We start from the raw sequence: 24,652 nt of genomic DNA on the forward strand, positions 1-24,652 counted from the left end.
TCCCTTAGATGAGGTACTGCGAGAGGCCGCGCTTGATGAACCTGCCGTCGCCCTTGGCGCCCAGGTAGGTGTTGTCGTCGACCACGACCTTTCCGCGCGAGAGGACGGTATCGACGTGACCGTCGATCTCGTAGCCCTCGTAGGCGGAGTAGTCGAGGTTCATGTGGTGCGTCTTCTCGTAGCCGATCGACGTGTGGCCGTTCGGGTCGTAGACGAGGATGTCGGCATCGGCACCGGGCTGGATGACGCCCTTCTTTCCGTACATGCCGAACATGCGAGCCGGAGTCGTCGAGGTGATCTCGACCCAACGCTCGAGCGAGATGTGACCGTTGACGACACCCTGGTAGAGCAGATCCATGCGGTGCTCGACAGAGCCGATGCCATTGGGGATCTTGGTGAAGTTGCCCACACCGAGCTCCTTCTGGCCCTTCATGCAGAAGGGGCAATGGTCGGTCGAGACCATCTGGATGTCATTGGTGCGCAGCGCCTGCCAGAGCTGATCCTGGTGGTGCTCGTGCTTTGAGCGCAGCGGCGTGGAGCACACCCACTTGGCACCTTCGAATCCATCAGCACCCAGGTTGTCCTCGAGCGAGAGATAGAGGTACTGCGGGCAGGTCTCGCCGTAGACGTTCTGGCCGTTGTCGCGTGCCGTGGCGATCTGGCCCACCGCCTGCTTCGCCGAGACGTGCACGACGTAGAGCGGCGCACCCGTGAGGTTCGCCAGCATGATCGCGCGGTGCGTGGCCTCCTCCTCCATCTGCCACGGACGCGAGACGCCGTGATAGTAGGGCTCGGTGTAGCCGTCTTTCACCAGCTGCTGGGCGAAGACGTCGATGGCCGAACCGTTCTCGGCGTGCATCATGGTCATCAGGCCCGTGGCGGCCGACTTCTGCATGGCCTGCAGGATCTGGCCGTCGTTGCTCAGGAACACTCCGGGGTAGGCCATGAAGAGCTTGAAGCTCGAGACGCCCTCGTCGAGGAGTCCGTCCATGGCGCGCAGCGACTCCTCGTTCACGTCGCCGATGATCTGGTGGAATCCGTAGTCGATGGCGCAGTTTCCCGCCGCCTTCTCGTGCCACGCCGCCAGGCCATCCTGCACTTTCTCGCCGTACGACTGGATCGCGAAGTCGACGATCGTGGTCGTGCCGCCCCAGGCCGCTGCCCGGGTTCCGGTCTCGAACGTGTCGGATGCCTCGGTTCCGCCGAACGGCATCTGCATGTGGGTGTGCGCATCGATTCCGCCCGGAATCACGTACTTGCCCGTGGCGTCGATGACCGTGTCGACGGCCGAGGTGAGGTCGGTGCCGAGAAGCACGGAGCCGGGCTCGAGAACCGCGGCGATCGTCTCGCCGTCGATGAGCACATCTGCTCGGGCGCGACCGGTCGAAGACACGACCGTCCCCCCGGTGACCAGTGTCGTTGCCATGTCAGTCGCCCTCCCCGTTACGGCGCGACCGTGGCCACGTAGGAGTCGGGGCGGCGATCGCGATAGAACTGCCACGAGTTGCGCACCTCGCGCAGAACCTCGAGGTCGAGGTCGCGCACGACGATCTCCTCGGTGTCCGTCGAGGCGACGTCTCCGACGTAGTTGCCACGCGGATCGACGAAGTAGGAGCTGCCGTAGAAGGTGACGGCGTCGTCGCCGAACTCCTCGGTCTCTGTGCCGATGCGGTTGTTCGCGCCGATGTAGTACTGGTTCGCCGCCGCGGCCGCGGGCTGCTCGAGCTCCCAGAGGCGGTTCGACAGGCCGGGCTTCGTGGCCGACGGGTTGAAGACGATCTGTGCGCCGTTCAGGCCGAGTTCGCGCCACCCCTCGGGGAAGTGGCGGTCGTAGCAGATGTAGACGCCGACCTTGCCGACGGCGGTGTCGAAGACCGGGTAGCCCAGGTTGCCGGGGCGGAAGTAGAACTTCTCCCAGAACTGCTGCAGGTTGGGGATGTGGTGCTTGCGGTACTTACCGAGCACGGTGCCGTCGGCATCGACGACCACCGCGGTGTTGTAGAGAACGCCCGGCTGCTCCTCTTCATAGATCGGCAGCACGATGACCATGGAGAGCTCCTTGGCCAGCGCCTGGAAGCGCTGCACCGTGGGACCGTCCGCGGCCTCGGCGTAGTCGTAGTACTTCGCGTCTTGGATGATGCCGAAGTACGGCCCGTAGAACAGTTCCTGAAAACAGATGATCTGCACGCCCTGAGCTGCCGCGTCGCGGGCGAACTGCTCGTGCTTGGCGATCATGGACTCTTTGTCGCCCGTCCATGTCGCCTGGGTGAGTGCTGCGCGTACTACCGTCATTGCATCGTCCTCTCGCTGAGCATTTCCGCTCGAACCCCGTTTTGTTATTGTCGGGGTTGAACATTTCTCTTAGATTTCAGATTGTGACGTCGGCGTAAATAAGTCAAGAGTCGCTAGCCCCCACGAAAGGACGGCAGGAGTGCTCGACACCATCACCGGCGCCGTCGAGAGCAAGACGCCCGAGGGCATCGCCGCCGCCATCTCCCGCCTGATTCGCGGAGGCGCGCTGCGATCGGGAGAACGGCTGCCGACGGTGCGCAACGTCGCATCGGCCCTGGGCGTGAGCCCGGCAACGGTGAGCAACGCGTGGCAGGCGCTCTCGAAAGTGGGGCTGATCACCTCGCGGGGCCGCGCCGGCAGCTACGTGCTCGAGGCCTCGACGGCCTGGATGCCGCCGCACTTCGGCGAGCTGGCCGGCTCGCACGTGGTGGCGCGGCTCGATCTGTCAACGGGAACGCCTGACCCTCTGCTGCTGCCCGACCTCGCCCTCGCGCTCGCGCACGTTCCGACCCGAGCCGACACAGCGAGTTATCTCGACATGCGCGTGCTGCCCGACCTCGAGCGGCAACTGCGCGCATCCTGGCCCTTCGTGCCGGCGAGCCTCACGATTCTCGACGGGGCCCTGGATGCGATCAGCCGGTCACTCGAGGCGATCGTGCGTTACGGAGACAGGGTCGTCGTCGAGAGCCCTGGATTCCCCCCATTCTTCGATCTGCTCGAACAGCTCGGGGTCGAGGCGATCCCCGTGGCCATCGACTCCGAGGGCATGAGGCCCGAGCTGCTCTCCGCAGCGCTCGATCTCAATCCGGCCGCCATCATCATCCAGCCCCGAGCACAGAACCCGACCGGAGTGTCTCTCACCGCCGAACGCACGCGCGAACTGGCGCGCGTCATCCGGGCCAAGTCGCACGTCTCCGACCCCGTGATCATCGAGGACGATCACTCCGGGGAGATCACGACGGGCACGGCGTTCAGCCTCGGCCAGTGGTTTCCGCACCGCACGCTGCACGTGCGCAGCTTCGCGAAGTCGCACGGGCCCGATCTACGCATCGGAGCCCTGGGCGGTCCGACCGCGATCATCGACCGGGTGATCGCCCGGCGTATGGTCGGCCCCGGTTGGACGTCGCGAATGCTCCAGACGATCCTCTACCAGCTACTCACCGCGTCGCCGAGCGTCACCCAGATCTCCGAGGCCCGGAGGGTCTACCACGCCCGACAGCGGGCGCTCTCCGAGGCCCTTGTTCGCTCCGGCGTCGAGCACTCCCCCTCCGACGGAATCAACACGTGGCTCCGCGTGCACGACGAGAAGGCCGCGATCCTGTCGCTCGCCGCTTCGGGCATCAAGGTGGCCGCCGGAAGCTCGTTCTATGCGGCACCCCTCGAGAGCGAGCAGTTCATCCGCATCACGGCGGGCCGCATCCGCGACGACTTCGACCAGATCGGCGCGCTGCTCGCGGCAGCGGCACTCGCGCGATAACGCGCCGCGCACCTACCGGTTCGACGCCAGGGCGACCGCGAGCGAGTCGAGCATCTCTGGCACGAGCGGATGCCGCCCGCTCTCGTGCGCGGCGAGCAGGGCAGCGGCGTCGGCTGAGCGCCGAAGTGCGAACCACGACGCGACGCTGACGCCATGGTCGGGGCGATCAATGACGCGCACGGCGTCTCCGGCGCGGACTTCTCCCGCTGTCACGACGCGGAGATAGGCACCGGGTCGCCCCTCCGCGGCGAAGCGCCTGACCCACCCGCGCTCGCCCATGCGGCGGCCGAATGTGGCGCAGGGGGTGCGTGGGCAGGTCACTTCGAGCACGACCTGCGCGCCGAGCATCCACCGCTCCCCGATGACCGCGCCCGAGACATCCACTCCACGCGTGCGAACATTCTCGCCGAAGAGGCCGTAGCCGATCTCTCGGCCGAGAAGGCCCGCCCAGTGCTCGGCATCCTCCGAGGCGTAGGCGTAGACGGCTTTCGACAGTCCGCCGTGGTACTTGCGGTCGGCCTGCACATCGGCATAGAGCCCGTATTCGCCGAACCTCACCGGGCCCTCGACCGGCCGCTTGTCTATGCCCGTCACCCCCACCGACCCGGGGTCGGGAAGCAGGCTGTGAACGCGGCAGAGTGATTCGACCAGAGACATGCCGACGATTATGGCACCGCGGGCACGGGCATTCCGGCCCCCGGCGAGGTCGGACCGAGAGCCGGGATAAACTCGGCTCGTGAAGATCGCCGTACTCGCGGGAGGTGTCGGCGGGGCCAAGTTCCTGCGGGGACTCCGCCACCACCTGTCCATCGTCCATCCCGACGGAGACGGCGACGGCGGCCACACCGACGAGGTGAGCGCCATCGTCAACACCGGCGACGACGTCTGGCTCACCGGCCTCAAGGTGTGCCCCGACCTCGACTCGATCATGTACTCGCTCGCCGGCGCGAACGACGAGGTGCGCGGCTGGGGACGGGCGGGCGAGTCGGAGCGAGTGAGCGCCGAACTCACCGCGTTCGGGGTGGGCTGGCCCTGGTTCACTCTGGGCGATCTCGACCTGGGCACGCACATCGCCCGGTCGCACTTGCTGCGCGAGGGGCTTCGGCTGACCGAGGCGACCGAACGCATCCAGGCCCGCTGGCCGTCGATCGGCGTGCGCCTGCTGCCTGTGACCGACGCCGACGTGCCCACCTTCGTCTCTGTCACCGACGACGGCGTCGATACTCAGATCCACTTCGAGGAGTGGTGGGTGAAGCACCGCGCCAACCTGCCCACGCGGGGCTTCGTGCAGCGGGGCGTCGAGGACTCTCACATCACGCCCGAGGCGCGCGCCGCCATCCTCGAAGCCGATGTCGTGCTGATCGCACCCTCGAACCCGGTCGTCTCGATCGGCACGACGCTCGACATCCCCGGGGTTCGCGAGGCTCTCGCCGAGACCCGGGCGCCCGTCGTCGGTGTCTCGCCCATCATCGACGGTGCGGCGGTGCGGGGCATGGCCGCCGCCTGCCTGACCGCGATCGGCGTCGGAGTCACCGCCGAGGCCGTGGGGCTGCACTACGGATCCCGCGCCAGCGGCGGCATCCTCGACGCGTGGCTCGTGGACTCCACCGATGCGGCGGCCGTTCCCGCCCTGCACGGAGCGGGAATCCGGTCGCGCCCGGTTCCGCTCTGGATGAACGACGACGAGGTCAGCGGGGTGCTCGCGGCCGCGGCTCTGAAGACGGCACGAGAGCTCGGGGTCTAGTCGAGCCCGAGCCGCCGGTATCGGGCAAGCAGGCTATTCGCCGGCCGGCCTCTTGAAGGCCGAATGGTCGACCGCCCGCTGGCGCTGCCGGAACCTCTGCGGTTCGAAGGGCAGCGGATCCTCCTGCTGCGCACCGTTCGCGGGCGACGGGGTCTCCGCCACTTCCGCGCTGGTGGGCACCTCGGAAGCCGCAGCGCGGCGAGCCTCGGTGGCGAGCGAAGCAACGTGCCGGGCGGCGAGGACTGCCGCCGCGCGAAGGGCCAGTGCCACGGCAGCGGCGATCAGGCCCGCGGTCACGACGGCCGGTCCGAGCGTATAGATCACTTGAACGGCGACGAAGCCCTCGCTCGACGGCCCTCCCCCGAGACCGAGGCGGCTGACGGACCAGACCTGAGCAGCCACTCCGCCGATGGTCAGCACGGCGGCTACCGCCCAGAGCGCGATCTCGAACGGATTGATACGGGTTCCGCGGTTCATGCACTCACTCTCCCATGTTCCGGGCGCGCGACCGGCCACGCCCGCAGTGCAAAGGCGACGATGATCGCGATGAAGCCCGACGTCAGCACAGACGGCGCCAGGGCGAGAACGGTGTGAACGAGCGCGTAGTCGTAGAGCTCCTTGCAGTTGCCCGCATCGTCGCAGTAGTAGCCTCCGTTGGCGATCGAGAGGGTGCCGTTCGCCCAATGGGTACTCCACACCGCGGCGGCGACGGCGACCAGACCGACGATCCACAATGCGACCTCGAACGGGTTTATCCGGCTACCTGGTGCATCTTCGGAAGGCTCCATTCCCCGACCCTGCCAGCTGCACGCGTCAGCGGGAAGCCATTGCGTTACTGGCCGAGCACGGCTCTGGCTCGCAGACCGAGGCCGAGGGCTCGCGCGGTCGCCAGATCGTCGGCCGTGTCGATGTCGAGGCGCATCCGGTCGCCCCGGGCGATCTCGAGTTCGAGGTGGCCCGCCTCACGGTGCCGCCGTGCCGACCCCAGGCCGAATCTCGGCACGAGGGCGCGCGGCGACAGCGCGGTCAGCAGCGTGGTTCCTGTTCCGTCTTTGTCGGTGAGCATACCGAGTGGCGTCTCCGAAGCGAGGTCGAGAGCGGCGGTCACATCGCGCGGCCTGATCGACGCGAGGTCGCTCATCAGCGCTGCGACGGGCCGGCCCGGGTTGAGTTCCATGGCCGATCGGATGCCCCGGGTGAAGGCGGCGTTGAGGCCGGTTCCCGGATCGCGCCGCACAAGCGCGCCGAGCGCTTCGAAGCGCTCGGAGACCTCGGCGCTCGTGACCACGACGACCCGCACGACGGGCAGCGCCGTGCGCACAGCATCGACGGCGTCGAGCGCGAGAGCCAGCGCGAACTCGGCGCGACGATCCTCGGGGATCTCGGAATCGGCGAGGCCGCCGAGCAGTCGGCTCTTCGCGCCCGCCGTGCCCTTGACGGGCATCACGACGACCCAGTCGCCGGTGGCACTCATCGGGCGTTCCAACGCGAGCGTGCACGCAGCCGAACCCGCGACGGACGAGCGCCCGCACGATGGCCGCGTCGCGCGTCTGCCAGCCCTTGGCCGTAGCCCTCGGCGAAGCCCTGAGCATGTGCCTCGTCTGTGCCGAGCCGGAACATGTCGCCTTCGGGCCGTCGCACGAGCGCGCGAGCGGGTGTGTCGAGCGAGTCGACCACGAGGCGGGGCAGGCCGCGCACAAGAGCGACCGGCATGCCCGTGGCCTTGCCCTTCACCAGATCTGTGGCCGACGCCAGTTCGTCGCCCGTGGCGGCCTGGGTCACCGACAGCGTCTGCCCGAAGGTGTCGGTGCTGCCGCGCAGGTCGTCGATGACGATCACACCGGCCGCGCCGATCGCCGCATCGATCTGGCCCTCGCGCCACGCCCTGCCGAGCGTGTCGGAGATGACGATGCCGATACGAGCACCGGATGCCTGACGCAGGCCCGCGCAAAGAGCCCGCGCCGACGCATCCGGGTCTTCGGGCAGCAGGAGGACGGTGCCGTCGGGCGTGTTGCTGGCGTCGACCCCCGCCGCCGCCTGAACGATGCCCTGGCGGTTCTCGACGATGCGGGTGACGCCGCCGGGGTACGCGCGCGACGCCACCAGGCGAACCGTCTCGCGGGTGATCGCCTCCTCGCGGTCGGTCGCCGCGATGACCCGGCCCTCTGCCTTCGAAACGATCTTCGACGTGACCACCAGAATGTCGCCGTCCTCGAGCGACAACTCCTGAGCATCGAGCGCCGACGCGATCACCGTCACCAGGTCATCGCCCGGGGAGATCTCGGGAATGCCCTCGACGCCGATCAGCCGGATCTCCGCGGCGTGGGATCGGGCCACTAGCGGTGCAGCTTAGGCAGCACGTCGCGACCGAAGACCTCGATCCACTCCTTCTGGTTGCGGCCGACGTTGTGCAAATAGACGCGGTCGAAGCCCAGATCGATGAAGCTCTGGATGTAGGCGCGGTGCACGTCGGGGTCGCTCGAGATCACGAGGCGGCCTTCGAAGTCTTCGGGGCGCACGAGCTTGGCCATCTGCTCGAGTTCGAACGGCGAGCGGATGTCGCCCTTCGGGAACTTCATGCCGCCGTTCGGCCACTCGGTCATGGCGTTGACGAGGGCGATCTCATCGGTCTCAGCCCACGACATGTGCAACTGCAGCACGCGCGGCATCGTCGACGGGTCTTTGCCGGCCTCGCGTGCGCCCTCTTCGAACTTGGCGAAGAGGCCCTCGATCTTGGCCAGAGGAGCTCCGACGGTGATGAGGCCGTCGACGTGGCGGCCCGCCCGCTTCGCGGTCACCGGGCCTGCCGTGGCGACGAGAATCTCGGGAGCCACGGGCGGCATCGTCCACAGGCGCGTCGACTCGAGCTTGTAGAACTGGCCCGAGTGCTTCACATCTTTTCCGGCGATCGATGCCGTGAAGAGCTTGTTGATGATCTCGATGGCCTCGAACATGCGGTTGATGCGCTCGGGCGCCTCGGGCCAGTAGCCGCCCACGATGTGCTCGTTCAGGGCCTCGCCCGAGCCCAGTCCGAGCCAGTGCCGGCCCGGGTACATGGCACCGAGGGTTGCGGATGCCTGGGCCACCATCGCGGGATGCCAGCGGAACGTCGGGGCGGTGACGCCCGGACCGAAGTCGCCGGTGGTCCGCTCGCCGAGGGCCGCGAGGACCTCCCAGACGAAGGCGCTCTGACCCTGCTGCGGAACCCAGGGTTGGAAGTGGTCCGCCGCCATCACGCCCGTGAAGCCGTGCTGTTCGGCGAGCGCCGACAGAGCGACGGCCTCGGTGGGGTGGAACTGCTCGAGCATGGCGGCATAGCCGATGGAGAGATCAGACATGCTTCCATCCTCCCACTCGCGTGTGAAGAACAGGTTTCGAAGATGCGCCCTATTGCGTGTTCACGCCTATTGGCTGTTGAGCGTTATTGACTGTTCAGGAAGTCTGCGACGGCGGCCGGCACATACGGCGCGACGTCGCCGCCCAGCGACGACACCTGCCGCACGAGCGAACTCGAGACGTGCGCGTGAGCGGGGTCGGGAAGCAGGAACACGGTCTCGACGCCCGCCAGATTGCGATTCACGATGGCCATCGGCGTCTCGTAGGCGACGTCGACCTGCGAGCGGATTCCCTTGACGAGTGCCCGCGCTCCGACATCGGTGCAGTAGTCGACGAGCAGGCCGACGCTCCACGAGTTGACGACGATGTTCGACGGCAGACCCTCGTCGAGAATGGCCTGCTCGATCAGGCGCACTCGCTGCGAGATGGGCAAGAGCGCGGTCTTCGCAGGATTGTGCACCACGAGAACGTGCACCTCGTCGAAGAGGCCCGCGGCTCGCGAGATGACATCGAGATGCCCGAGTGTGACGGGGTCGAAAGACCCGGGGACGACGGCGACACTGCTCATTGTTCGACCCTATCGTTCGATCACTGTGCCGTCAGTGACCTGCCACTGGCGGTTGAGACGCACAGTCTCGAGCATGCGGCGATCGTGCGTGACCAGCAGAAGCGTGCCGTCGTACGACTCGATGGCCTGCTCGAGCTGCTCGATCGCCACGAGGTCGAGGTGATTCGTGGGCTCGTCGAGAACGAGAAGGTTGACGCCTGTGGCCTGCAGCAGCGCGAGGCCCGCCCGGGTGCGCTCGCCCGGTGACAGCTCGTCGACCGGGCGCGAGACGTGGTCGGCCTTCAAGCCGAACTTCGCCAGCAGCGTGCGAACCTCGGCGACCGGCCACTCGGGCACCTGCGCTTCGAAACTCGACGCCAGGGTGGCCGAGCCCGCGAGCACGGCCCTGGCCTGGTCGATCTCGCCGATCGCCACGCTCGCGCCGAGGCTCGCCATGCCCTCACTCGGTTCTGTGCGACCGAGAAGCAGCCTGAGCAGAGTCGATTTGCCGGCTCCGTTCGGGCCCGTGATTCCGATGCGATCACCGGCGTCGATCTGCAGAGAGACGGGTCCGAGCGTGAAGTCTCCCTGGCGCACGACGGCCGCCGAGAGCGTCGACACGACGGAGCTCGACCGGGGTGCCGACCCGATGGTGAACTGCAGCTGCCATTCCTTGCGCGGCTCCTCGACCTCGTCGAGACGGGCGATGCGGCTCTCCATCTGGCGAACCTTCTGGGCCTGCTTCTCGCTCGATTCCACCGAGGCCTTGCGGCGGATCTTGTCGTTGTCGGGCGACTTCTTCATGGCGTTGCGCACGCCCTGACTCGACCACTCGCGCTGGGTGCGGGCTCGTCCCACGAGGTCGGCCTTCTTCTCGGCGAACTCGTCGTACTCTTCGCGGGCGTGCCGCTTCGCCGTCTCGCGCTCTTCGAGGAACGAGTCGTATCCGCCGCCGTACACGCGGTTCGTGCCCTGCGCGAGGTCGAGCTCGACGACGCGGGTGACGCTCGACGCAAGAAATGCCCGGTCATGGCTCACGAGAACGACTCCCCCGCGCAACCCGCGGATGAAGCCCTCGAGTCGCTCGAGGCCGTCGAGGTCGAGGTCGTTGGTGGGCTCGTCGAGCAGCACGATGTCGAAGCGCGAGAGCAGTAGGGCGGCGAGGCCCACCCGGGCGGCCTGGCCGCCCGACAGAGAGGTCATCAGCGCATCGGACGACAGGGCGAGCCCGAGCTCGGCCAGAACGACGGGCAGGCGGTCGTCGAGGTCGGCGGCTCCGCTGGCCAGCCAGCGTTCCAGCGCGGCCGAGTAGACATCGGCCGGATCGGGTTCGCCCGGCGCGACGCCCTCGGTGTCTCCGAGAGCTGCGGCCGCGGCATCCATCTCGCTCGTCGCAACGGTCGTGCCGGTGCGCCGCCCGACGTACTCGGCGACCGTCTCGCCGGCGACTCGCTCGTGCTCCTGCGGAAGCCAGCCCACGAAGGCGTCGCCGGGCGCGAGCGTGACCGTGCCCTCGAGCGGCGCGTCGAGGCCCGCGAGGATGCGCAGCAGCGTGGACTTGCCGGCGCCGTTGGCGCCCACGACACCCACGATGTCGCCAGGCGCGACCGTGAGGTCGAGAGAAGAGAAGAGTGTGCGGTGGCCGTGGCCGCCGGCCAGGCCTTTGGCCACGAGTGTTGCGGTCATGACTCCATGGTGTCAGGAGCGCGGGCCGCAGGCGAGTTGGGCGGTCAGCGGGAGCCTTCATCGCGAAGGGAGACGATTTCAGCCGGTGGTATTCGTCGTACGAACTCGATTCGCACGTGTTGCAGCTCGTCGCGAGGGATCACTGCCGTGAGCACCGTGTCGGGGGCAAGTTCAACCCCGATTGCGTAGACGAACGGGTCGGTATCGATCTCGATCGCTGGCATCTGAACGCCGTCGACGATCGCAGTGGCCCGCGGGGTGACGGCGCGTTCGGTGAGTCGAGCCGCGAAACGATCGGCGTGAAGGTCTGCGAGACCCCAGCTCTGTGCGGAATCGATTCATCAGGATGTAGTTGGCATGCTCGACGAGAAGATACGACGGTGTTGAGAAGTCGGTGGGTTCACGATGCCACGAGGTGCGCACCGCTTCCCACAGCATCGGATAACGCATGCGAGCCACTTGCTCAACAAGCCAGGCCGGGCGAGGGTGCGGTGCCGGCCCGTCGAAGGCTCGGCGTGTCGACTCGTCGAGTTCTGTGAGGTTCACGGGGTCGGAATGATCGAGTGGATTGCGCCAGAGCGTGTAATTGATACTCACTGACATCTGTGACATTCCGCTGTCACCGCTGGAGATAGTGGTGCTCTCCATGTTGATGTCGTCGAGCGATGGTTGGGGCACGAGTCCCAGCACCGGAACCGGCATGAGCTTGACTTTCTCGGCTTGCGCAAGACGAGGGTCAGGTGCATCCTCCGGGAGAAATCCGGCAAAGCGCATCGGTGCGGATCCCATGTTCGCCACTCCTTCGACTCTGGGCTGCCTGCCAGCTCTCTCGACGCTAGGTGACGTCCAAAGATTAAGCGACCCGCAGTCGCTCCCAGCGCTCTGACTGCTGCTTTTACCTCTAAACGGTGGGGACTCAGCCGAGGCGGCACTTTTCTTGACGGGTGTAGTGGTGGGCCTCCGCCCTGCACCACAGCGCTATCTAGGCTCAGTCACCGTCCTCATGATGTGCTGACCCGTTGAGTCCGCCACAAACATGACGAGGCGTCTCATGGGCCATTTTCCGGGGGAACAAGCCCCGTTTCGTATCCCATGGCTCTCGAGGCACTGAGGTTGTGAGACACGGGAACGGTCCGGGAGTGCCCCGCCAGTGCCCGTTAGATGATCGGCTTGCGGGTACCCGCATGGCACTCCTCAAGCGTTCCGGTGTCTCATAACCTCAGTGCTTCGAAACCCATGGGATGAGGAGCATCTGATCTGATCTGGGTGCGTTGGAACACCAGTTGGTGTCTGGCACGGCGGTCGGTAGGACGGTGGGCCGAGTCGACGCAATAGTCTGCATGAATGCGCGTGGTCGGCGGGATGGTGTTGTGGGTGGTGGCGACCCTTAGTGGGGTATTGGCGGCAGCCTCTTTTTCGCTTGCTGGACTCGGTTGGTCCGGTGGCTTCGTCGAGCGGCGGTACTGGGAAGAGGGCGAAGGCCAGATCGGTGTCGCGTTCGGGGCCGCCGCGCTACTGACCTGGCTCGTTCTTTTGGGACTTTCTGTGGCTGTCTTTCGTGGCGGGTCTCTGCGGCAGTCCGGGCCGGCTCGCGCGACAGCGGTGGGATTGGCCGCCCTCAGCGTCACCGTGGTCGTGGGGTTGTGTGTTCTGGCGATCGGCTGGCCCGAGCCGGCTAGCGAGATTCCGTCGCCTCCATGGAATCGAGCGTGACATCTTGACCTTCCTCGCCCCGCGCTCCAATGGATGCGATTATGCGATCTCTGGCCGTACGTCTTTGCTGTTCTAAACAGACCGAGCAAGGCATACCCGTTTCGTTGAAGCGACCGAAATACTGTGGGCATCCTCAAACGCCTCTGCTCGAGCCCCCATTCGGTGTCTCGTAACCTATCTGTCTCGAAAGCCATGGGATGCGAGACGGTCTCGAGCCCGACCACGCCAGTGAGCGATCACAGAACACCGCCACTTACCGATCAAGTCCACAGATAGCCACCCCCGGAAACTCGCGGTTCACATCGGGCCAACGTCGACCTGCTCGCAAACGATCGTTTTCGGTGTGAGTCCACAGTCAACGACTCTGCGAATTCGTATCGGACGGCACTCTTCGATTTCGCAGCTTTTGACGCAGGGTGCGCACCTTTGGTTCTCCCGCATAAATGCTGGGCATACGCCGCGAAAGTCGTCATTTGAGTTCTTAGTGGAGCGCTCTCACATACGCTCATCGTACTCAGACGATCGTCTAACAAGATCGTCAAATCGCCGGAAGGCTTGCTCCACATTGTTCACAGCACCACGATCCCTGAATGGAACCCGATGAGCACCACACCCATCCACTGGACCAGCGGCACGCCGACCGAGGCAGTCGACCTGCTATCGGCAGATGGCGGCATCGCCGTTGTCCCCACCAAAGTCGGCTACATCATCATGACGACCGATCGTCAGGGCCTTGAACGTAAGTTCGATGCCAAGGAGCGCAACCGCAACAAGCCGGGCGTCGTACTGGTGAGCTCTCTCGAGATGCTGCGCAAGCTGGCCCAGCTCACCCCCGAGATCGATTCGCTCTACGAGACCTGCTGGAACGAAGATGTGTTGCTCGGCTGCATCCTTCCGTGGAGTGAGACCGGCAAGGCCGTTCTGCCCGACGGGGCAGACGAACTGATGATGGACACGCGAGGCACGTCGTGCTTCGTGATCAAGTTCGGTGTCCCCGGAGAAAATGCCGCCCGCGAACTCTACGAGAAGCACGGCAAGATCGCCTTCGCCAGCTCCGCAAACCCTTCCGGGAAGGGCAACCGAGGCGTCGTCGCCGGCGTCGGCGAGCGCATCCTGGCAGCGGCCGACGTGATCATCGAGGCCGACGACTACGTTGCGTCGATCCAGCCCGACAAGAACGCCGACACCCGCTACGAGCAGGGCGTCATGGTATCGATGGTCGACGAATACGGGTCTCTCGTCCCCGAGCAGAACGGACAGCGGTCGATCACGCCCACGCCGGTACTCATTCGAAAGGGCCTGGCCGTCGACCGCATCATGTCGCTGCTGGCCGACACGTTCTCGAGCTGGAACTACCGCCAGGGCGAGTACTACTAAGCCCGCAGATGAAGCACTGAGCCGGTCCTTCTGTGGCCGGACAAGAGGTCAAGGAGCAACGTCCTCTCAGCATCTCCGTGCCACATGTATCACTTCCAAATATCAGCACGACGGCAGACCGGAGATCCTCAATGAAAAACGTGTTTTGGGCCGGCGCTCGGCACCGCCCCGTGCTTGTCTCACTTGCTGTACTGGCGCTGATAGTCGTTGGCGCATTGATCGGATCCGCCCTCGTGGCCACGACCGGCTCACCGATGGAAGATTTCACTTCCACAGAGGCACCAGGGAATGGTACCGACGACTCCAAACCAGAAGAAAACTCGCTCAATCGCGGCAAGGGTACAGACGGCGAGGGTGTGAAGGAACTGAAGGACATCGTGGTCGTCTGCTCAAACGTGCGAAGGAGACCGGACAACCGACTTCTTGCATCATGGCCCGATGGGGCAAATGATGCCCAAGAACGACACCTCCAAGTCTCTTTGTCTACCGCGACAGCACTGACCGCGTCCCGAGAGACGCGGACGTTTCAATGCCATGTTCGCTTCATCAAACGCAGTCCACTGACGTTTGTTCGCGGCAGAGCGCACCGCGGCACAGTTCGGCTTTCCTCTTAGCGAAGCCCAACTTGATTCGGCCGTGAGAGAGCACCGTGGGTGATCTATGTCCTCCTGCGGCCGGCTTCGAAAACACAACGGCTGAAGGCACGCGTCGTTGTTCCACTAACAAAGCACCGAAAGAAGAAAGAAACAATGCGAATCCCTCAACGACTGAAACGACCTCTCTCCGGAGCATTGGCGGTGCTGGCTATCACTGCCGCCACCTTCGTGTTCTCTCCGACGCAGGCCGCCAATGCACAAGCTGGCTACCGGGTCTGCGGCGCCTGGAACTCTGCTAGCGCTGCCGGTGTCTACGGAAAAGGTGTGGACCTGACGGACTTCCCATGGATGGTGGGCACGGGCCTGGTCGTGAAAGTAGCAAACGGCGGCAAGGGTACCTGCGAAAGCAAGCTCGGCTTCATGAAGACGTTCTACGGACAGGCCTACGACGGCACCCTAGCCAGGCGCTCCTTCAGCATGGTGACGTGCGAAAACTTCGGTAATGCGATCGGCGGTCAAGGGTGGGACCCGTGTAGCAACCTCGAAGTCAACAAGATCTACAAGTACACGTCGAGATTTGACGAGATTCACCCGGTGAAGTATCCGGGGTTTCAATTCTGGAATAACTGATCCCAAAGACACGAGACCAGATTGATTCGGGGTCAAATCTGGTCTCGTTTTTTGCGCGAATGATGCGTGCTTGTCTCATGCGGTCGCTCAGGGCATCAAAGGCTTGGGTATCGTCGCTGCTGACAGAAACGTTCTTGAAATGGAACCGCTGCCAGGGCGAGTACTCCTAGGCCAGCACTCTTCACTGATGTCCGACATCTAGGGGCGGACTCACATGCGATGTCTGATCGATCTTGAACTCGGGCGGTCTCGGCATTCACGACAACGATGCCGTGGTGAGCTCGGGTGACGAGGATGTATCTCCATCTGTCACTGCGTTAGCCGTGGTCAAAGCATTACCCCTGGAGGTTCTGATGTAACGCAAATCGAGCCAAAGTAGCAAAGGAATACCCATGTATATATTTTCGTCTGGGATCGGTAGATCCGCTCGGGCCGTCGCTATCGCATCCTGTGTGATGCTCGCTCTAATTTCTGCTCCTACAACCGCACAAGCTGACCCTTCAGCTCCAAGCGAACAATCGGATGGCTCTGATGGAGGGATGAAGACCGACTCCCCAGGCGGAACAGAACAGACCGACCCCCCAGGCGGAACAGAACAGACCGACCCCCCAGGCGGAACAGAACAGACCGACCCCCCAGGCGGAACAAACAGACCGACCCCCCAGGCGGAACAGAACAGACCGACCCCCCGGGCGGAACAGAACAGCTGGATCCCTCAGATCTGGGTGAACAAGCTAAAGACCTGGATCAGAGCGAATTTGTGTCCCCGTCACGCACAGAGCTGCCCGTGGTCGCAGGTACCCGGGTCAGGCTAGGAGAGGGTGGAGACTGCACCGTGGGCGTAGTCCTAACAAAGAGGCCAGGGTATTTCGAATATTTCGATCCGAAGTTTAGGGCGACCCGCTTCGGTATTATCGCTGGCCACTGCGCACACCGAGTAGGTGAAGCTGTTCTGGTAGGTCGGACGGTTGTAGGTTCTGTGGTCTCGCGTGATCCGCACATCGACGTGTCGCTATTCAAAATAGAGCCGGAGCGGCATGGGCACTATGACTGTCACCCCACCTCCTTTGGGCCACATTGCTTTGGCGTAAATTTCACCTACTCACCTCGGGGATTCGGGAAGGTCATCCTTCGACCGGGCGAGAGGCAAGCTTCGACGGCAATTCCGATGACCGGAACTGGTGTCCCAACAATTGCCGAACAGTATTGCATCAGCGGCTCCACAAGCGGCCTCGACTGCCGATTTAGCGAAGCTAGTATTCCCCCGGACTCCGCGTGGACGCGCTCCAACGTACCGCGCGCCGCATTCAATCAATGGCATAACGTGCAACCAGGCGATTCAGGAGGCCCGGTGGTGAGTGTCAACGGAAAGTTCTATGGCATCGTGACTGATGCCGGACACCTGCTCCGCTCCGACTCACGTTTTGAAGACCTAACCGGGTATGTACCCGCAGGGCTGGTGTTCCAATACGCAAGAGGGTACTCAATAGCTCCTCCCAATTAGTCCTTGTTGACCGGTCCGCGCGCGGCCCCGAAAGGATCTATCGGGTCGCGCCGCTCTGTCGAGCTGTCCGCAAACGATCCCTCAGCGGGCGCGACTCTGCCATTCAAAGCTCACCTTCGCGGCAGGCGTCAGCTCAGCAGCAAGCGCAACGCTGAGGTCCCTTCCGTGCGCTGTCCATCGCTCTTCATCGGCCGAACTGCTCCAGCCTCGCTCGGGCGAGAACCTTGTCCGCCAAAGCTCCATCCACGTCTTTAAGTCGGAGGTGAGTGAACTGGAGAGATTCAGGTCAGTTGGCGTGAGTGCGTAATTTTGGCCGCCGTCTTCCCACAAGGGCCAGTTATGGCCCCAGTCGGGAAACATTCGGATCAATCTGATCGGCATTGATCGAGTTTACGTCTGCACGAATTAACGTCATAGTGCCCGTAAGACGGTGGTCTTACGGGCACTCGCTCATCGACTCAAGACCAAGTACTCGTTGAGGGATCGGCTAACGGACGCCTTGCCTTCAACGATACGGTCGTGAAATGACTTCTCCCGATGATGCTAGCCAGACTCTAGATGCTGCCGAAGACGAGCTGTTGGCTGCCATGCGTTCGAGCGACCTTGTCGCGTTGGACAAGTTGATCTCTGATGACCTGATTTTTGTTGGGCCTCAAGGGCACGCCATCACCAAAGAGGCCGACCTGGAGTCACATCGCACGGGAACGACCAACTTTGAACGGATCGATGAACTGGAACGGCGCTCTGTCACGACGGGTGGACGCGGCACTACTGATACGGAAGCCACCGCAGTGCTACGTGTAGATGGTGCACCGATTCAGATGCGCTTGCTCTGGCACCGCGAATGGCAAACCGTCGATGGGCAATGGAAAGTTGTCGGAGGTTCCGTTGTGGGGATTGAATAGCGCCCTGACATCCATCTATCCGTTGATATGCCGTTGCCCGTTAACGGATCGTCTAAAGGGCATCAGCAAACTGGCCGATCGCTACAAGTTCAGCTGGGATGCCCGCAAGCCGATGGATAAGCGAATAGTGACGTCATGCCGCGGGTTGCGCGCTCGAACTCGTCGTGGCAATGGTCTGACGGTACGCGGCGATCTTGCGTTCCAGCGCAGCCACATGCCGCTGAACCTCGGCCTGTCGGTCGAGGACGGCCGCGTGGTGCTGTTCGAGGAGGGCCAGACGTTCAGCATCATCAGCGCCGGCCCGGTACGCGGCCGCGTACTCGCGCATCTCGTGGACGCTCATCCCCGTGCCACGGAGCATTACTGTTCCGGCAAGCCAACTCAATGCAGCCGTGTCGTACCGACGCCAACCGTCCGGACTACGGCCGGGTGCGGGTGCGATGCCTTCCTTCTCGTAGTAGCGGATCGTGTCGACGGTGATGCCGAGTAACTCCGCGGCGACGCTGATCGTGACGGACTGGTCGACGTGGACCTCCGGAAGAAGCATGCTCTGAGTCTCCCACTTGACATGGTGTGCGCACCAGGGTCGAGAGTTAGGTCGTCCGGGTCGACCCGGCGGTGAACGGAGAACACACATGCAGCAGATTCCTCTCGGCTCCCAGGGCCTCGTCACGTCCTCGCTCGGACTCGGGTGCATGGGGATGAGTGCCTTCTACGGCGGCGCCACCGAAACCGGTTCCGTCGAGGGTATCCGCCGAGCACTAGACCTCGGGATCACGTTGTTCGACACAGCAGAGGCGTACGGACCGTTCGAGAACGAGCAGTTGCTTGGCCGGGCTCTCGGTGCCGACCGGGACCGGGTGGTCGTCGCGTCGAAGTTCGCCACAGACTTCACCGACGACGGCACCCCGATCGGCCTTGACGGGTCCCCAGAGCATGCCCGTCGCGCGATCGACCGGTCTCTCGGCCACCTCGGTGCCGACCACGTCGACCTCTGGTATCTGCACCGCGCCGACCCGAACGTGCCGATCGAGGACACCATCGGTGCAATGAGCGAAGCCGTCGCCGCCGGCAAGGCCCGGTACATCGGCGTCTCAGAAACCTCAGCAGAAACCCTGAGACGGGCGCACGCAACGTTCCCGATCACAGCGATCCAGTCCGAGTACAGCCTCTTCGAGCGTGACGCCGAGCACAATGGCGTCCTCGACACCGCCTCGGAGCTCGGCATCGGGTTCGTACCGTTTTCCCCGCTCGGCCGCGGGTTTCTCTCCGGCACCGTCACCCGGAAAGACGACCTGCCTGAGGGGGACGCCCGCCGGAACCTTCCCCGGTTCTCGGACGAAGCCATCGACGCGAACCTCCGCGTCGTCGACGCGCTCGGGGTCATCGCCGATGAGAAAGGCGTCACCACCGCGCAGCTCGCACTCGCGTGGCTCATCCAGGCTGGCACCGTCCCGATTCCCGGCACCACGAAAGCGTCGCGGGTCGAGGAGAACGTCGCCGCCGCGGACGTTGTGCTCACCGCCAGCGACCTCGAACAGATCGAGGCTGCCTCACCGCACGGCGTGGCCGTCGGAACCCGCAATACCGAAGCAGGGATGGCGCGAGACCGCGGCTGACTCACACCTGGTGCAGAGCTGGTGAGATCCTCCAACGAGCGGAGCTTGTTCAGAATCGATCGTTTCCGGTCTGAGCGCGGCACTTTTGATCTAGGCCTGTTGTCCTTAAGTGTGTGTGAAGTCGATTGCTAGATGGCGGCATTCTGTGATCGAGTAGTGACGGTTGAAGCCCACCCGCAAGACGATCGTTTTACGTGCACGCATAGTCGCTTACCCATGCGTTGGCGGCGCGATCAAATAATGTGTGACCAATGAGAGTAAGAAGCTGGCTATACATACTGGTGGCTGCAGCCGCCGCAGCGACTACCGCTCTAGTAGTTGCGCACGTCCACAACTACTTTGGCTCCAAACTCGCCTTGCTTGTGACCAACGGCATGTGGATCGTGGGCTTAGCTGGCGTGCTCGTGTCTCTGGTCGCCATAGCGTTTCTTCTCAGGCGTCACCGCCGACCGTAAATGACGAGCCTTTGCCGACCTCGAGCCGCCCGTGAGCCGGTGGTCTCACGGGCACCTACTGACCACACCGAGACCGAGTGCCCGCTGAGGGATCCTTCAACGGGCACTTAGCCAGCGGGCCAACCGTTCTGAGGGATACGGTCGTCAGCGCGACCCAACGTTCCTGTCCACGAGCGAACCGCGGAACCATCGCGCCCCGGAACGATCCCTGACGCTTCTCCTGTGTATCGGAAGCCGACCTTGCGGGCGACTCTCGATGAAGCGATATTGCCCACCACGCACTCCCATAGAACTTCAGAACGCCCTGTCTGTTGGAAAACTGCTTCTATTGCCGCGGCGAGTGCTTCTGGCATGACCCCGCGTCCGCGATGTGGGCGGCCGAGCCAGTAACCCACCATGCCGGTGTTCATGCGGACCCCAACGACACCCAGGAGCGGTTGGCCGACGCCGTCTCGGATTGCCCAGGTCCATTCACGGCCGCTCGACCAGCCTGTCGGCACGAAATCATTGACGAAGTATTCGGCATGCTCTCGTTCGTACGGCCAAGGAGTCGTCATGAAATCCCGGAACACCAAGTCCGTGCAATAGACGCTAATTCGATCCACGTCCGTTGCGCTCGGTTGGTCGAGCACGAAGCGTCTCGTTGATAGTGGGTACGGCTCCATGTTCGGCAATGCTAGTAGTGCCCGTAAGACGGTCCCTCAACGGGCACTTCACATTCAATCGCGATGCCGCGCCCGCGTCGTTGGTGGGATGCCCGTTTACCCCGCCCGACTTAATTGCCCGGAAGGGTGCCCTATCGGCAACACGATTCAGCGACTCGAAACCCAAGGGATGGGAGACGTGACATTCTCTGCTGTGCAGCGATGACGACCCATCTCCATTCAGCGCCGGCTAGGTCGCCGACGCCTCCGAGGCGCCGAGCTGAACCGCCAGCTCCATAGACCGCAGGCGGGCCGGGGAGAAGTCGTAGGGCATGCTTCGGATGATCTTCGCCGCGTTCTTCGCACGAGAGTCTCTCGTCGTGTCGGGCGCCGGATCGGCGTTCTCGGTCGGGTGCAGTTCGTCCCAGGCGTCGAAGAGAGCATCGTCCTCCTCCGCCTGACCGGACTCCTCTATGACGCGCATCAGCTTGGTTTCGAACGCGTGCCGTTCGTTTGCAACCTCGGTCACCCGGGGGCTGTCGACGGCGACCGTGTCGTCCAAGGTGTTCTCTGTGGCGTCGACGCGGTCGGACTCCGCTCGCAGCGCGGGGTCGAGGGCGAGGGCGAGAAAACGGCCGGCCTGCACGGCGGCGCCGAGCGGACCGAAGATGCGCTCGGTGACCAGCAGGGTGTCGAGGTCGTCCTGACGCAGCGAGCCCTCGGGGGCGCCCTCGAGGCGGTTCGAAACGAGATCGTCGAGCAGCCCCAGACGACTACCGAGTGCACGCATTCGCTGCACCGAGGCGCGCTTGCGCTGCAGCTCCGCTTCCTGCTCGGCGAGGGCGTCCTCCAATCGGGCAAGGACGCCTGCGACCTCATCTTCGTCGTCGGCAAGGCTCGGAGCGGCGCTCTCGAAGGCGTCGCGGATGTCGTCGAGCGCGATGCCTGCGTCGGCCATGCGGCGGATCCAGAGCAGGCGGATGATCTCCTCGTAGCCATACCGACGTCGGCCGTCGCCGCCCCGCTCCCGCTCGGGCAACAGCCCGACCTGGTGGTAGTGGCGGATCGTCCGAGGAGTGACGCCGACGAACGCCGCGGCGTCGCCGATGAGGACCTGTCGGGGCGGAGTCGGGAACGGGTGCATGGGGGACCTCTCGGAGTGGGACGGGGACATGCTTCCAGCAGATCACATGACGCTACGGCAGGTGCAAGCTGGCGAGGCCCAGACATAGGGCTTTCTCTCCGGGCGTCGCGTCAGCTCTTGACGAGGAACTCCGCCTCGACCTCGCGCAGCCGCCTGTCGAGCGCCTGGCGCAGCGCCGGATGCGCCCCGAAGCCCGGGTCTTCATCGATGATGAGCGACGCCGCCATGCGCGCATCGGTGATGAGGTCGCCGTCGGTGGTCACCCGAAGCAGGCGCAGGCTGGACTTGCCGCCCGACTGGTTGCGGCCCAGCACGTTGCCCTCGCGGCGCAGCTCGAGGTCGACCTGGGCGAGCTCGAAGCCGTCGAGCGTCGAGGCGACGGCGTCGACCCTCTGCCGGGCCACGCTCTCGAGCTCGGCGTTCGTGACCAGCAGGCACAGGCCCGGCACCCCGCCGCGACCCACGCGACCCCGCAGCTGATGCAGTTGCGAGACGCCGAAGCGTTCGGCATCCATCACGACCATGGTGGAGGCGTTCGGCACGTCGACGCCGACCTCGATGACCGTGGTCGCCACGATGATGTCGAGCGACCCCTCGGCGAACGCGCGCATCACCACCTCTTTCTCGTCGCTCGGCATGCGGCCGTGCAGCGGGGCGACTCTGGCGCCCGCGAGCGCCGGGTTGGCCTTGACGAGCGCCGTGATGGCCTCGACGGATGCGACGGGCCGGACTGGCCCCGCGGCCTCGGCCGGTTCGTCGAGCGGCTCATCGCCCGCCGGGTCTTCACTGGCTGCCGCGTCGATGGCCGGACACACGACGAACGCCTGACGCCCGAGTGCGAGCTCTTCGGCCATGCGGGTCCAGATGCGGGAGCTCCACGTGGGCTTCTCGGCCAGCGGAACGACGAACGTCTCGATGCCCTGTCGCCCGGCGGGGAGTTCGGCGATGGTCGACACATCGAGGTCGCCGAAGACCGTCATGGCCACGGTGCGAGGAATCGGCGTTGCTGTGAGCACCAGCACGTGCGGCGGGGTGGCCCCCTTGCGGCGCAGATCGTCGCGCTGATCGACGCCGAAGCGGTGCTGCTCATCGACGACGACCAGGCCGAGGTCGTAGAACGTGACCTTGTCGCCGAGCAGCGCGTGCGTGCCCACGACGATGCGCGCCTGACCCGAGACCATGCGCAGCAGCGCCTTGCGCCGATCGGCGGTGGGCATCTGACCGGTGTGCAGCGTGGGAATGAGCTCTGCGGCGAGGTCGGGGCCGAGAGCACGCACGATGGAGCGCAGGTGCTGCGACGCCAGGACCTCGGTCGGCGCGAGCAGGGCCGACTGCCCGCCCGAGTCGGCGGTGGCCAGCATGGCCCTGAGCGCCACGATGGTCTTACCCGAGCCGACCTCGCCCTGCACCAGCCTGTTCATAGGCTCGTTGCGTGCCATGTCGTCGGCGATCTCGCGGCCCACCAGCTGCTGGTCGCCCGTGAGGGTGAAAGACAGCTGCTTGTCGAAGCGTTCGAGGAAGCCGCCCGGCTTCGGCACGCGGGGCACAGCCTCGTGCTGGTGGGCGAGACGGCGCTGCTCGAGCAGGGCCGCCTGAAGAACGAAGGCCTCGTGAAAGCGCAGGGCGTCGCGCGCCCGCTGCCAGTCGGAGGTCTTGGTGGGCCGATGGACGAGCTCGAGCGCCTGCCGGTAAGAGAGGAGGCCGCGTTCGTCGGCGACGACGGCCGGAACGGGGTCGGGAACATCGCCGAGCCCGTCGAGGATGAGCGCCACCGTGCTGGCGATCTGCCAACTCGCGATGCTGCCACTCGCGGGGTAGATGGGAATGGGCTGCTCGAGCCACTTCGAGGTGGCGGCCGCACCGTCTTTGAGTTGGATGTCGTCGAACATCTCGTAGTCGGGGTGCGCGAGCTGCAGGGCGCCCCGATAGTCGGACACCTTGCCGGTGAAGATGCCGCGAGCGCCGACGGGCAACTGAGCCTCGCGCCACGCCTGATTGAAGAAGGTGAGCGTCAAGAAGCCCTGGCCGTCGGAGATGCTCACCTCGAGAATCGAGCCGTGGCGCGACTTCATCGTGCGCTTCTTGACGGTGCGCACCTCGGCCACGATCGTGACGTTCTCGCCGAGCGGCAACTGATCGAGCGCAGTGAGCTCTCCGCGCTTCACGTAACGGCGGGGGTAGTGGCTCAGCAGATCGCCGACGGTGACGATGCCGAGCGTCTTGGCGAGTGGAGTAGCCGTCTTGCCGCCCAGGCTGCCGGAGGTGAGCTTGGCATCGAGGATGCTGCCGCCGTGCGGCGAGACAGTATCCGGCGCGGTCATACGGCGATTCTAGGTGCGACCGCCGACACGGATAACATGCAGGCATGATCCGTTCGTGCGTCTCCGCTCGCTGTCAGGGAGTGTTCGCATGACCCGCATCATCGCCGGATACGCCGGATCGAGGCGCATCGCCGTTCCCCGCTCGGGCACCCGACCGACCAGCGACCGCGTGCGCGAGGCCGTGTTCTCCGCGCTCGAGGCCCGCGATGTGCTCCCCGGCTCGACAGTGCTCGACCTCTATGCCGGGTCAGGCGCGCTGGGGCTCGAGGCGGCCAGCCGCGGCGCCGCCACGGTCATTCTCGTGGAGAAGAACCCGGCAGCGGCCAAGGTCTGCCGCGAGAACGCTCGCCTTCTTCAGCAGGGAGCGCCGAAGCCGGCTCCCCGCATCGACGTGCAGGCGAGCTCGGTGTCGAGCTACCTCGGGGCTTCGTCCGACCGCGGCATCGTCGACATCGTCTTCATCGATCCGCCCTACGAGCTGGGCGACGACGAGCTCGCCCAAAATCTCGACGCCCTCGTCGGCCAGCTCTCCCCCGATGCGGTGGTGGTCGTCGAGCGCAGCGCACGCTCGCCGCAGCCGACGCTGCCCGAGGGCCTCGAACTCGACCGCCGCAAGGACTACGGCGAGACGACCCTGTGGTGGATCTCTCCCGTCTGAGTCA

23 protein-coding genes are annotated in these 24,652 nt (G+C 64.9%); 8 read left to right on the forward strand and 15 right to left on the reverse strand.

From position 1 onward, the window contains the following. Window positions 1-4: 4 nt before the first annotated feature. Together hydA and ASE64_RS01650 are read right to left on the reverse strand one after the other, a co-directional pair. Window positions 5-1,426 carry a dihydropyrimidinase gene (gene hydA, locus ASE64_RS01645; protein ID WP_055775005.1) on the reverse strand — a complete coding sequence of 474 codons (1,422 nt, stop codon included), beginning with the start codon at window positions 1,424-1,426 and terminating at the stop codon, window positions 5-7. A 17-nt stretch (window positions 1,427-1,443) separates the two neighbouring features. Further along, complete coding sequence (locus ASE64_RS01650) at window positions 1,444-2,292, reverse strand: nitrilase-related carbon-nitrogen hydrolase (protein ID WP_055775009.1); 849 nt, start codon at window positions 2,290-2,292, stop codon at window positions 1,444-1,446. A gap of 139 nt (window positions 2,293-2,431) precedes the next feature. Between ASE64_RS01650 and ASE64_RS01655 the strand changes: the two genes are divergently transcribed. Beyond that, the gene (locus tag ASE64_RS01655) at window positions 2,432-3,769 is read left to right on the forward strand and encodes an aminotransferase-like domain-containing protein (RefSeq protein ID WP_055775012.1); all 1,338 of its coding nucleotides are present in this window, start codon (window positions 2,432-2,434) and stop codon (window positions 3,767-3,769) included. 12 nt (window positions 3,770-3,781) lie between these two features. Here the strand turns inward: ASE64_RS01655 and ASE64_RS01660 are convergent, their stop codons facing one another. Further along, a complete protein-coding gene (locus tag ASE64_RS01660; protein WP_055775015.1) occupies window positions 3,782-4,426 on the reverse strand; it encodes an MOSC domain-containing protein in 645 nt (214 codons plus the stop codon). A 79-nt stretch (window positions 4,427-4,505) separates the two neighbouring features. Here ASE64_RS01660 and cofD point away from each other — a divergent pair, with 79 nt between their 5' ends. Next, complete coding sequence (gene cofD / locus ASE64_RS01665; protein ID WP_055775018.1) at window positions 4,506-5,513, forward strand: 2-phospho-L-lactate transferase; 1,008 nt, start codon at window positions 4,506-4,508, stop codon at window positions 5,511-5,513. A gap of 33 nt (window positions 5,514-5,546) precedes the next feature. On the opposite strand, the gene ASE64_RS01670 is transcribed toward cofD, so the two are convergent. From ASE64_RS01670 to ASE64_RS17025, 8 genes are all read right to left on the reverse strand, one after another. Continuing rightward, window positions 5,547-5,990, reverse strand: a complete 444-nt coding sequence (locus ASE64_RS01670) for a hypothetical protein (RefSeq protein WP_055775022.1) — start codon at window positions 5,988-5,990, stop codon at window positions 5,547-5,549. Further along, the gene (locus tag ASE64_RS01675) at window positions 5,987-6,301 is read right to left on the reverse strand and encodes a hypothetical protein (protein WP_156351592.1); all 315 of its coding nucleotides are present in this window, start codon (window positions 6,299-6,301) and stop codon (window positions 5,987-5,989) included. The genes ASE64_RS01670 and ASE64_RS01675 overlap by 4 nt, the downstream gene beginning before the upstream one ends. A 44-nt stretch (window positions 6,302-6,345) precedes the next feature. Next, window positions 6,346-6,987: a 2-phospho-L-lactate guanylyltransferase gene (gene cofC / locus ASE64_RS01680; protein ID WP_055775028.1), complete on the reverse strand. Its 642-nt coding sequence runs from the start codon at window positions 6,985-6,987 to the stop codon at window positions 6,346-6,348. After that, on the reverse strand, window positions 6,984-7,850 hold the full coding sequence (locus tag ASE64_RS01685) for a coenzyme F420-0:L-glutamate ligase (protein WP_156351593.1): 867 nt from the start codon (window positions 7,848-7,850) through the stop codon (window positions 6,984-6,986). The genes cofC and ASE64_RS01685 overlap by 4 nt, the downstream gene beginning before the upstream one ends. Beyond that, complete coding sequence (locus ASE64_RS01690) at window positions 7,850-8,851, reverse strand: TIGR03557 family F420-dependent LLM class oxidoreductase (RefSeq protein WP_044442178.1); 1,002 nt, start codon at window positions 8,849-8,851, stop codon at window positions 7,850-7,852. Before ASE64_RS01690 ends, ASE64_RS01685 begins: the two co-directional genes overlap by 1 nt. Before the next feature lie 83 nt (window positions 8,852-8,934). Next, complete coding sequence (gene coaD / locus ASE64_RS01695) at window positions 8,935-9,417, reverse strand: pantetheine-phosphate adenylyltransferase (protein WP_055775033.1); 483 nt, start codon at window positions 9,415-9,417, stop codon at window positions 8,935-8,937. 9 nt (window positions 9,418-9,426) lie between these two features. Further along, window positions 9,427-11,082 carry an ABC-F family ATP-binding cassette domain-containing protein gene (locus ASE64_RS01700; protein WP_055775035.1) on the reverse strand — a complete coding sequence of 552 codons (1,656 nt, stop codon included), beginning with the start codon at window positions 11,080-11,082 and terminating at the stop codon, window positions 9,427-9,429. A gap of 171 nt (window positions 11,083-11,253) precedes the next feature. After that, entirely contained in the window at window positions 11,254-11,871 is a 618-nt protein-coding gene (locus ASE64_RS17025; RefSeq protein WP_235480465.1) for a hypothetical protein, read from the reverse strand. Window positions 11,872-12,426: 555 nt separating this feature from the next. Between ASE64_RS17025 and ASE64_RS01710 the strand changes: the two genes are divergently transcribed. The 4 genes from ASE64_RS01710 (at window position 12,427) to ASE64_RS01730 (ending at window position 17,807) form a co-directional block, all read left to right on the forward strand. Beyond that, on the forward strand, window positions 12,427-12,795 hold the full coding sequence (locus tag ASE64_RS01710) for a hypothetical protein (RefSeq protein ID WP_055775042.1): 369 nt from the start codon (window positions 12,427-12,429) through the stop codon (window positions 12,793-12,795). A 600-nt stretch (window positions 12,796-13,395) separates the two neighbouring features. Continuing rightward, window positions 13,396-14,172, forward strand: a complete 777-nt coding sequence (locus ASE64_RS01715) for an L-threonylcarbamoyladenylate synthase (RefSeq protein WP_055775044.1) — start codon at window positions 13,396-13,398, stop codon at window positions 14,170-14,172. Window positions 14,173-14,825: 653 nt separating this feature from the next. Beyond that, complete coding sequence (locus ASE64_RS01720) at window positions 14,826-15,398, forward strand: hypothetical protein (RefSeq protein ID WP_156351594.1); 573 nt, start codon at window positions 14,826-14,828, stop codon at window positions 15,396-15,398. A gap of 2,028 nt (window positions 15,399-17,426) precedes the next feature. Next, window positions 17,427-17,807 (forward strand): nuclear transport factor 2 family protein, encoded by a 381-nt coding sequence (locus ASE64_RS01730; protein ID WP_055775054.1) that lies wholly within the window; start codon window positions 17,427-17,429, stop codon window positions 17,805-17,807. A gap of 133 nt (window positions 17,808-17,940) precedes the next feature. On the opposite strand, the gene ASE64_RS01735 is transcribed toward ASE64_RS01730, so the two are convergent. Next, window positions 17,941-18,354 (reverse strand): MerR family transcriptional regulator, encoded by a 414-nt coding sequence (locus ASE64_RS01735; protein ID WP_055775058.1) that lies wholly within the window; start codon window positions 18,352-18,354, stop codon window positions 17,941-17,943. Between the two features lie 88 nt (window positions 18,355-18,442). On the opposite strand from ASE64_RS01735, the gene ASE64_RS01740 reads away from it, so the two are divergent. Beyond that, a complete protein-coding gene (locus tag ASE64_RS01740) occupies window positions 18,443-19,426 on the forward strand; it encodes an aldo/keto reductase (RefSeq protein WP_055775061.1) in 984 nt (327 codons plus the stop codon). Window positions 19,427-19,988: 562 nt separating this feature from the next. Here the strand turns inward: ASE64_RS01740 and ASE64_RS17900 are convergent. The 3 genes from ASE64_RS17900 to ASE64_RS01750 all read right to left on the reverse strand — a co-directional run bounded on the left by ASE64_RS17900 (window position 19,989) and on the right by ASE64_RS01750 (window position 23,990). Next, window positions 19,989-20,546, reverse strand: coding sequence for a GNAT family N-acetyltransferase (locus ASE64_RS17900; protein ID WP_082465827.1), 558 nt, complete (start codon window positions 20,544-20,546; stop codon window positions 19,989-19,991). 229 nt (window positions 20,547-20,775) lie between these two features. Further along, window positions 20,776-21,669 (reverse strand): helix-turn-helix domain-containing protein, encoded by an 894-nt coding sequence (locus tag ASE64_RS01745; RefSeq protein ID WP_055775063.1) that lies wholly within the window; start codon window positions 21,667-21,669, stop codon window positions 20,776-20,778. Window positions 21,670-21,779: 110 nt separating this feature from the next. Continuing rightward, a complete protein-coding gene (locus tag ASE64_RS01750) occupies window positions 21,780-23,990 on the reverse strand; it encodes an ATP-dependent DNA helicase RecG (RefSeq protein ID WP_055775066.1) in 2,211 nt (736 codons plus the stop codon). A gap of 88 nt (window positions 23,991-24,078) precedes the next feature. On the opposite strand from ASE64_RS01750, the gene rsmD reads away from it, so the two are divergent. Continuing rightward, window positions 24,079-24,648, forward strand: a complete 570-nt coding sequence (rsmD, locus tag ASE64_RS01755; protein WP_055775069.1) for a 16S rRNA (guanine(966)-N(2))-methyltransferase RsmD — start codon at window positions 24,079-24,081, stop codon at window positions 24,646-24,648. The last annotated feature ends 4 nt before the right edge of the window (window positions 24,649-24,652 follow it).

It is taken from the genome of Agreia sp. Leaf210, from assembly GCF_001421485.1.
Classification (GTDB): domain Bacteria; phylum Actinomycetota; class Actinomycetes; order Actinomycetales; family Microbacteriaceae; genus Agreia.

What these genes read in the sequence shown, in the direction of transcription:
- hydA (WP_055775005.1), bottom strand. Translation starts at nt 1,426, where the DNA reads ATGGCAACGACACTGGTCACCGGGGGGACGGTCGTGTCTTCGACCGGT.
- ASE64_RS01650 (WP_055775009.1), bottom strand. Translation starts at nt 2,292, where the DNA reads ATGACGGTAGTACGCGCAGCACTCACCCAGGCGACATGGACGGGCGAC.
- ASE64_RS01660 (WP_055775015.1), bottom strand. Translation starts at nt 4,426, where the DNA reads ATGTCTCTGGTCGAATCACTCTGCCGCGTTCACAGCCTGCTTCCCGAC.
- ASE64_RS01670 (WP_055775022.1), bottom strand. Translation starts at nt 5,990, where the DNA reads ATGAACCGCGGAACCCGTATCAATCCGTTCGAGATCGCGCTCTGGGCG.
- ASE64_RS01675 (WP_156351592.1), bottom strand. Translation starts at nt 6,301, where the DNA reads ATGGAGCCTTCCGAAGATGCACCAGGTAGCCGGATAAACCCGTTCGAG.
- cofC (WP_055775028.1), bottom strand. Translation starts at nt 6,987, where the DNA reads ATGAGTGCCACCGGCGACTGGGTCGTCGTGATGCCCGTCAAGGGCACG.
- ASE64_RS01690 (WP_044442178.1), bottom strand. Translation starts at nt 8,851, where the DNA reads ATGTCTGATCTCTCCATCGGCTATGCCGCCATGCTCGAGCAGTTCCAC.
- coaD (WP_055775033.1), bottom strand. Translation starts at nt 9,417, where the DNA reads ATGAGCAGTGTCGCCGTCGTCCCCGGGTCTTTCGACCCCGTCACACTC.
- ASE64_RS01700 (WP_055775035.1), bottom strand. Translation starts at nt 11,082, where the DNA reads ATGACCGCAACACTCGTGGCCAAAGGCCTGGCCGGCGGCCACGGCCAC.
- ASE64_RS17025 (WP_235480465.1), bottom strand. Translation starts at nt 11,871, where the DNA reads ATGGGATCCGCACCGATGCGCTTTGCCGGATTTCTCCCGGAGGATGCA.
- ASE64_RS01710 (WP_055775042.1), top strand. Translation starts at nt 12,427, where the DNA reads ATGCGCGTGGTCGGCGGGATGGTGTTGTGGGTGGTGGCGACCCTTAGT.
- ASE64_RS01715 (WP_055775044.1), top strand. Translation starts at nt 13,396, where the DNA reads ATGAGCACCACACCCATCCACTGGACCAGCGGCACGCCGACCGAGGCA.
- ASE64_RS01730 (WP_055775054.1), top strand. Translation starts at nt 17,427, where the DNA reads ATGACTTCTCCCGATGATGCTAGCCAGACTCTAGATGCTGCCGAAGAC.
- ASE64_RS01735 (WP_055775058.1), bottom strand. Translation starts at nt 18,354, where the DNA reads ATGCTTCTTCCGGAGGTCCACGTCGACCAGTCCGTCACGATCAGCGTC.
- ASE64_RS01740 (WP_055775061.1), top strand. Translation starts at nt 18,443, where the DNA reads ATGCAGCAGATTCCTCTCGGCTCCCAGGGCCTCGTCACGTCCTCGCTC.
- ASE64_RS17900 (WP_082465827.1), bottom strand. Translation starts at nt 20,546, where the DNA reads ATGGAGCCGTACCCACTATCAACGAGACGCTTCGTGCTCGACCAACCG.
- ASE64_RS01745 (WP_055775063.1), bottom strand. Translation starts at nt 21,669, where the DNA reads ATGCACCCGTTCCCGACTCCGCCCCGACAGGTCCTCATCGGCGACGCC.
- ASE64_RS01750 (WP_055775066.1), bottom strand. Translation starts at nt 23,990, where the DNA reads ATGACCGCGCCGGATACTGTCTCGCCGCACGGCGGCAGCATCCTCGAT.
- rsmD (WP_055775069.1), top strand. Translation starts at nt 24,079, where the DNA reads ATGACCCGCATCATCGCCGGATACGCCGGATCGAGGCGCATCGCCGTT.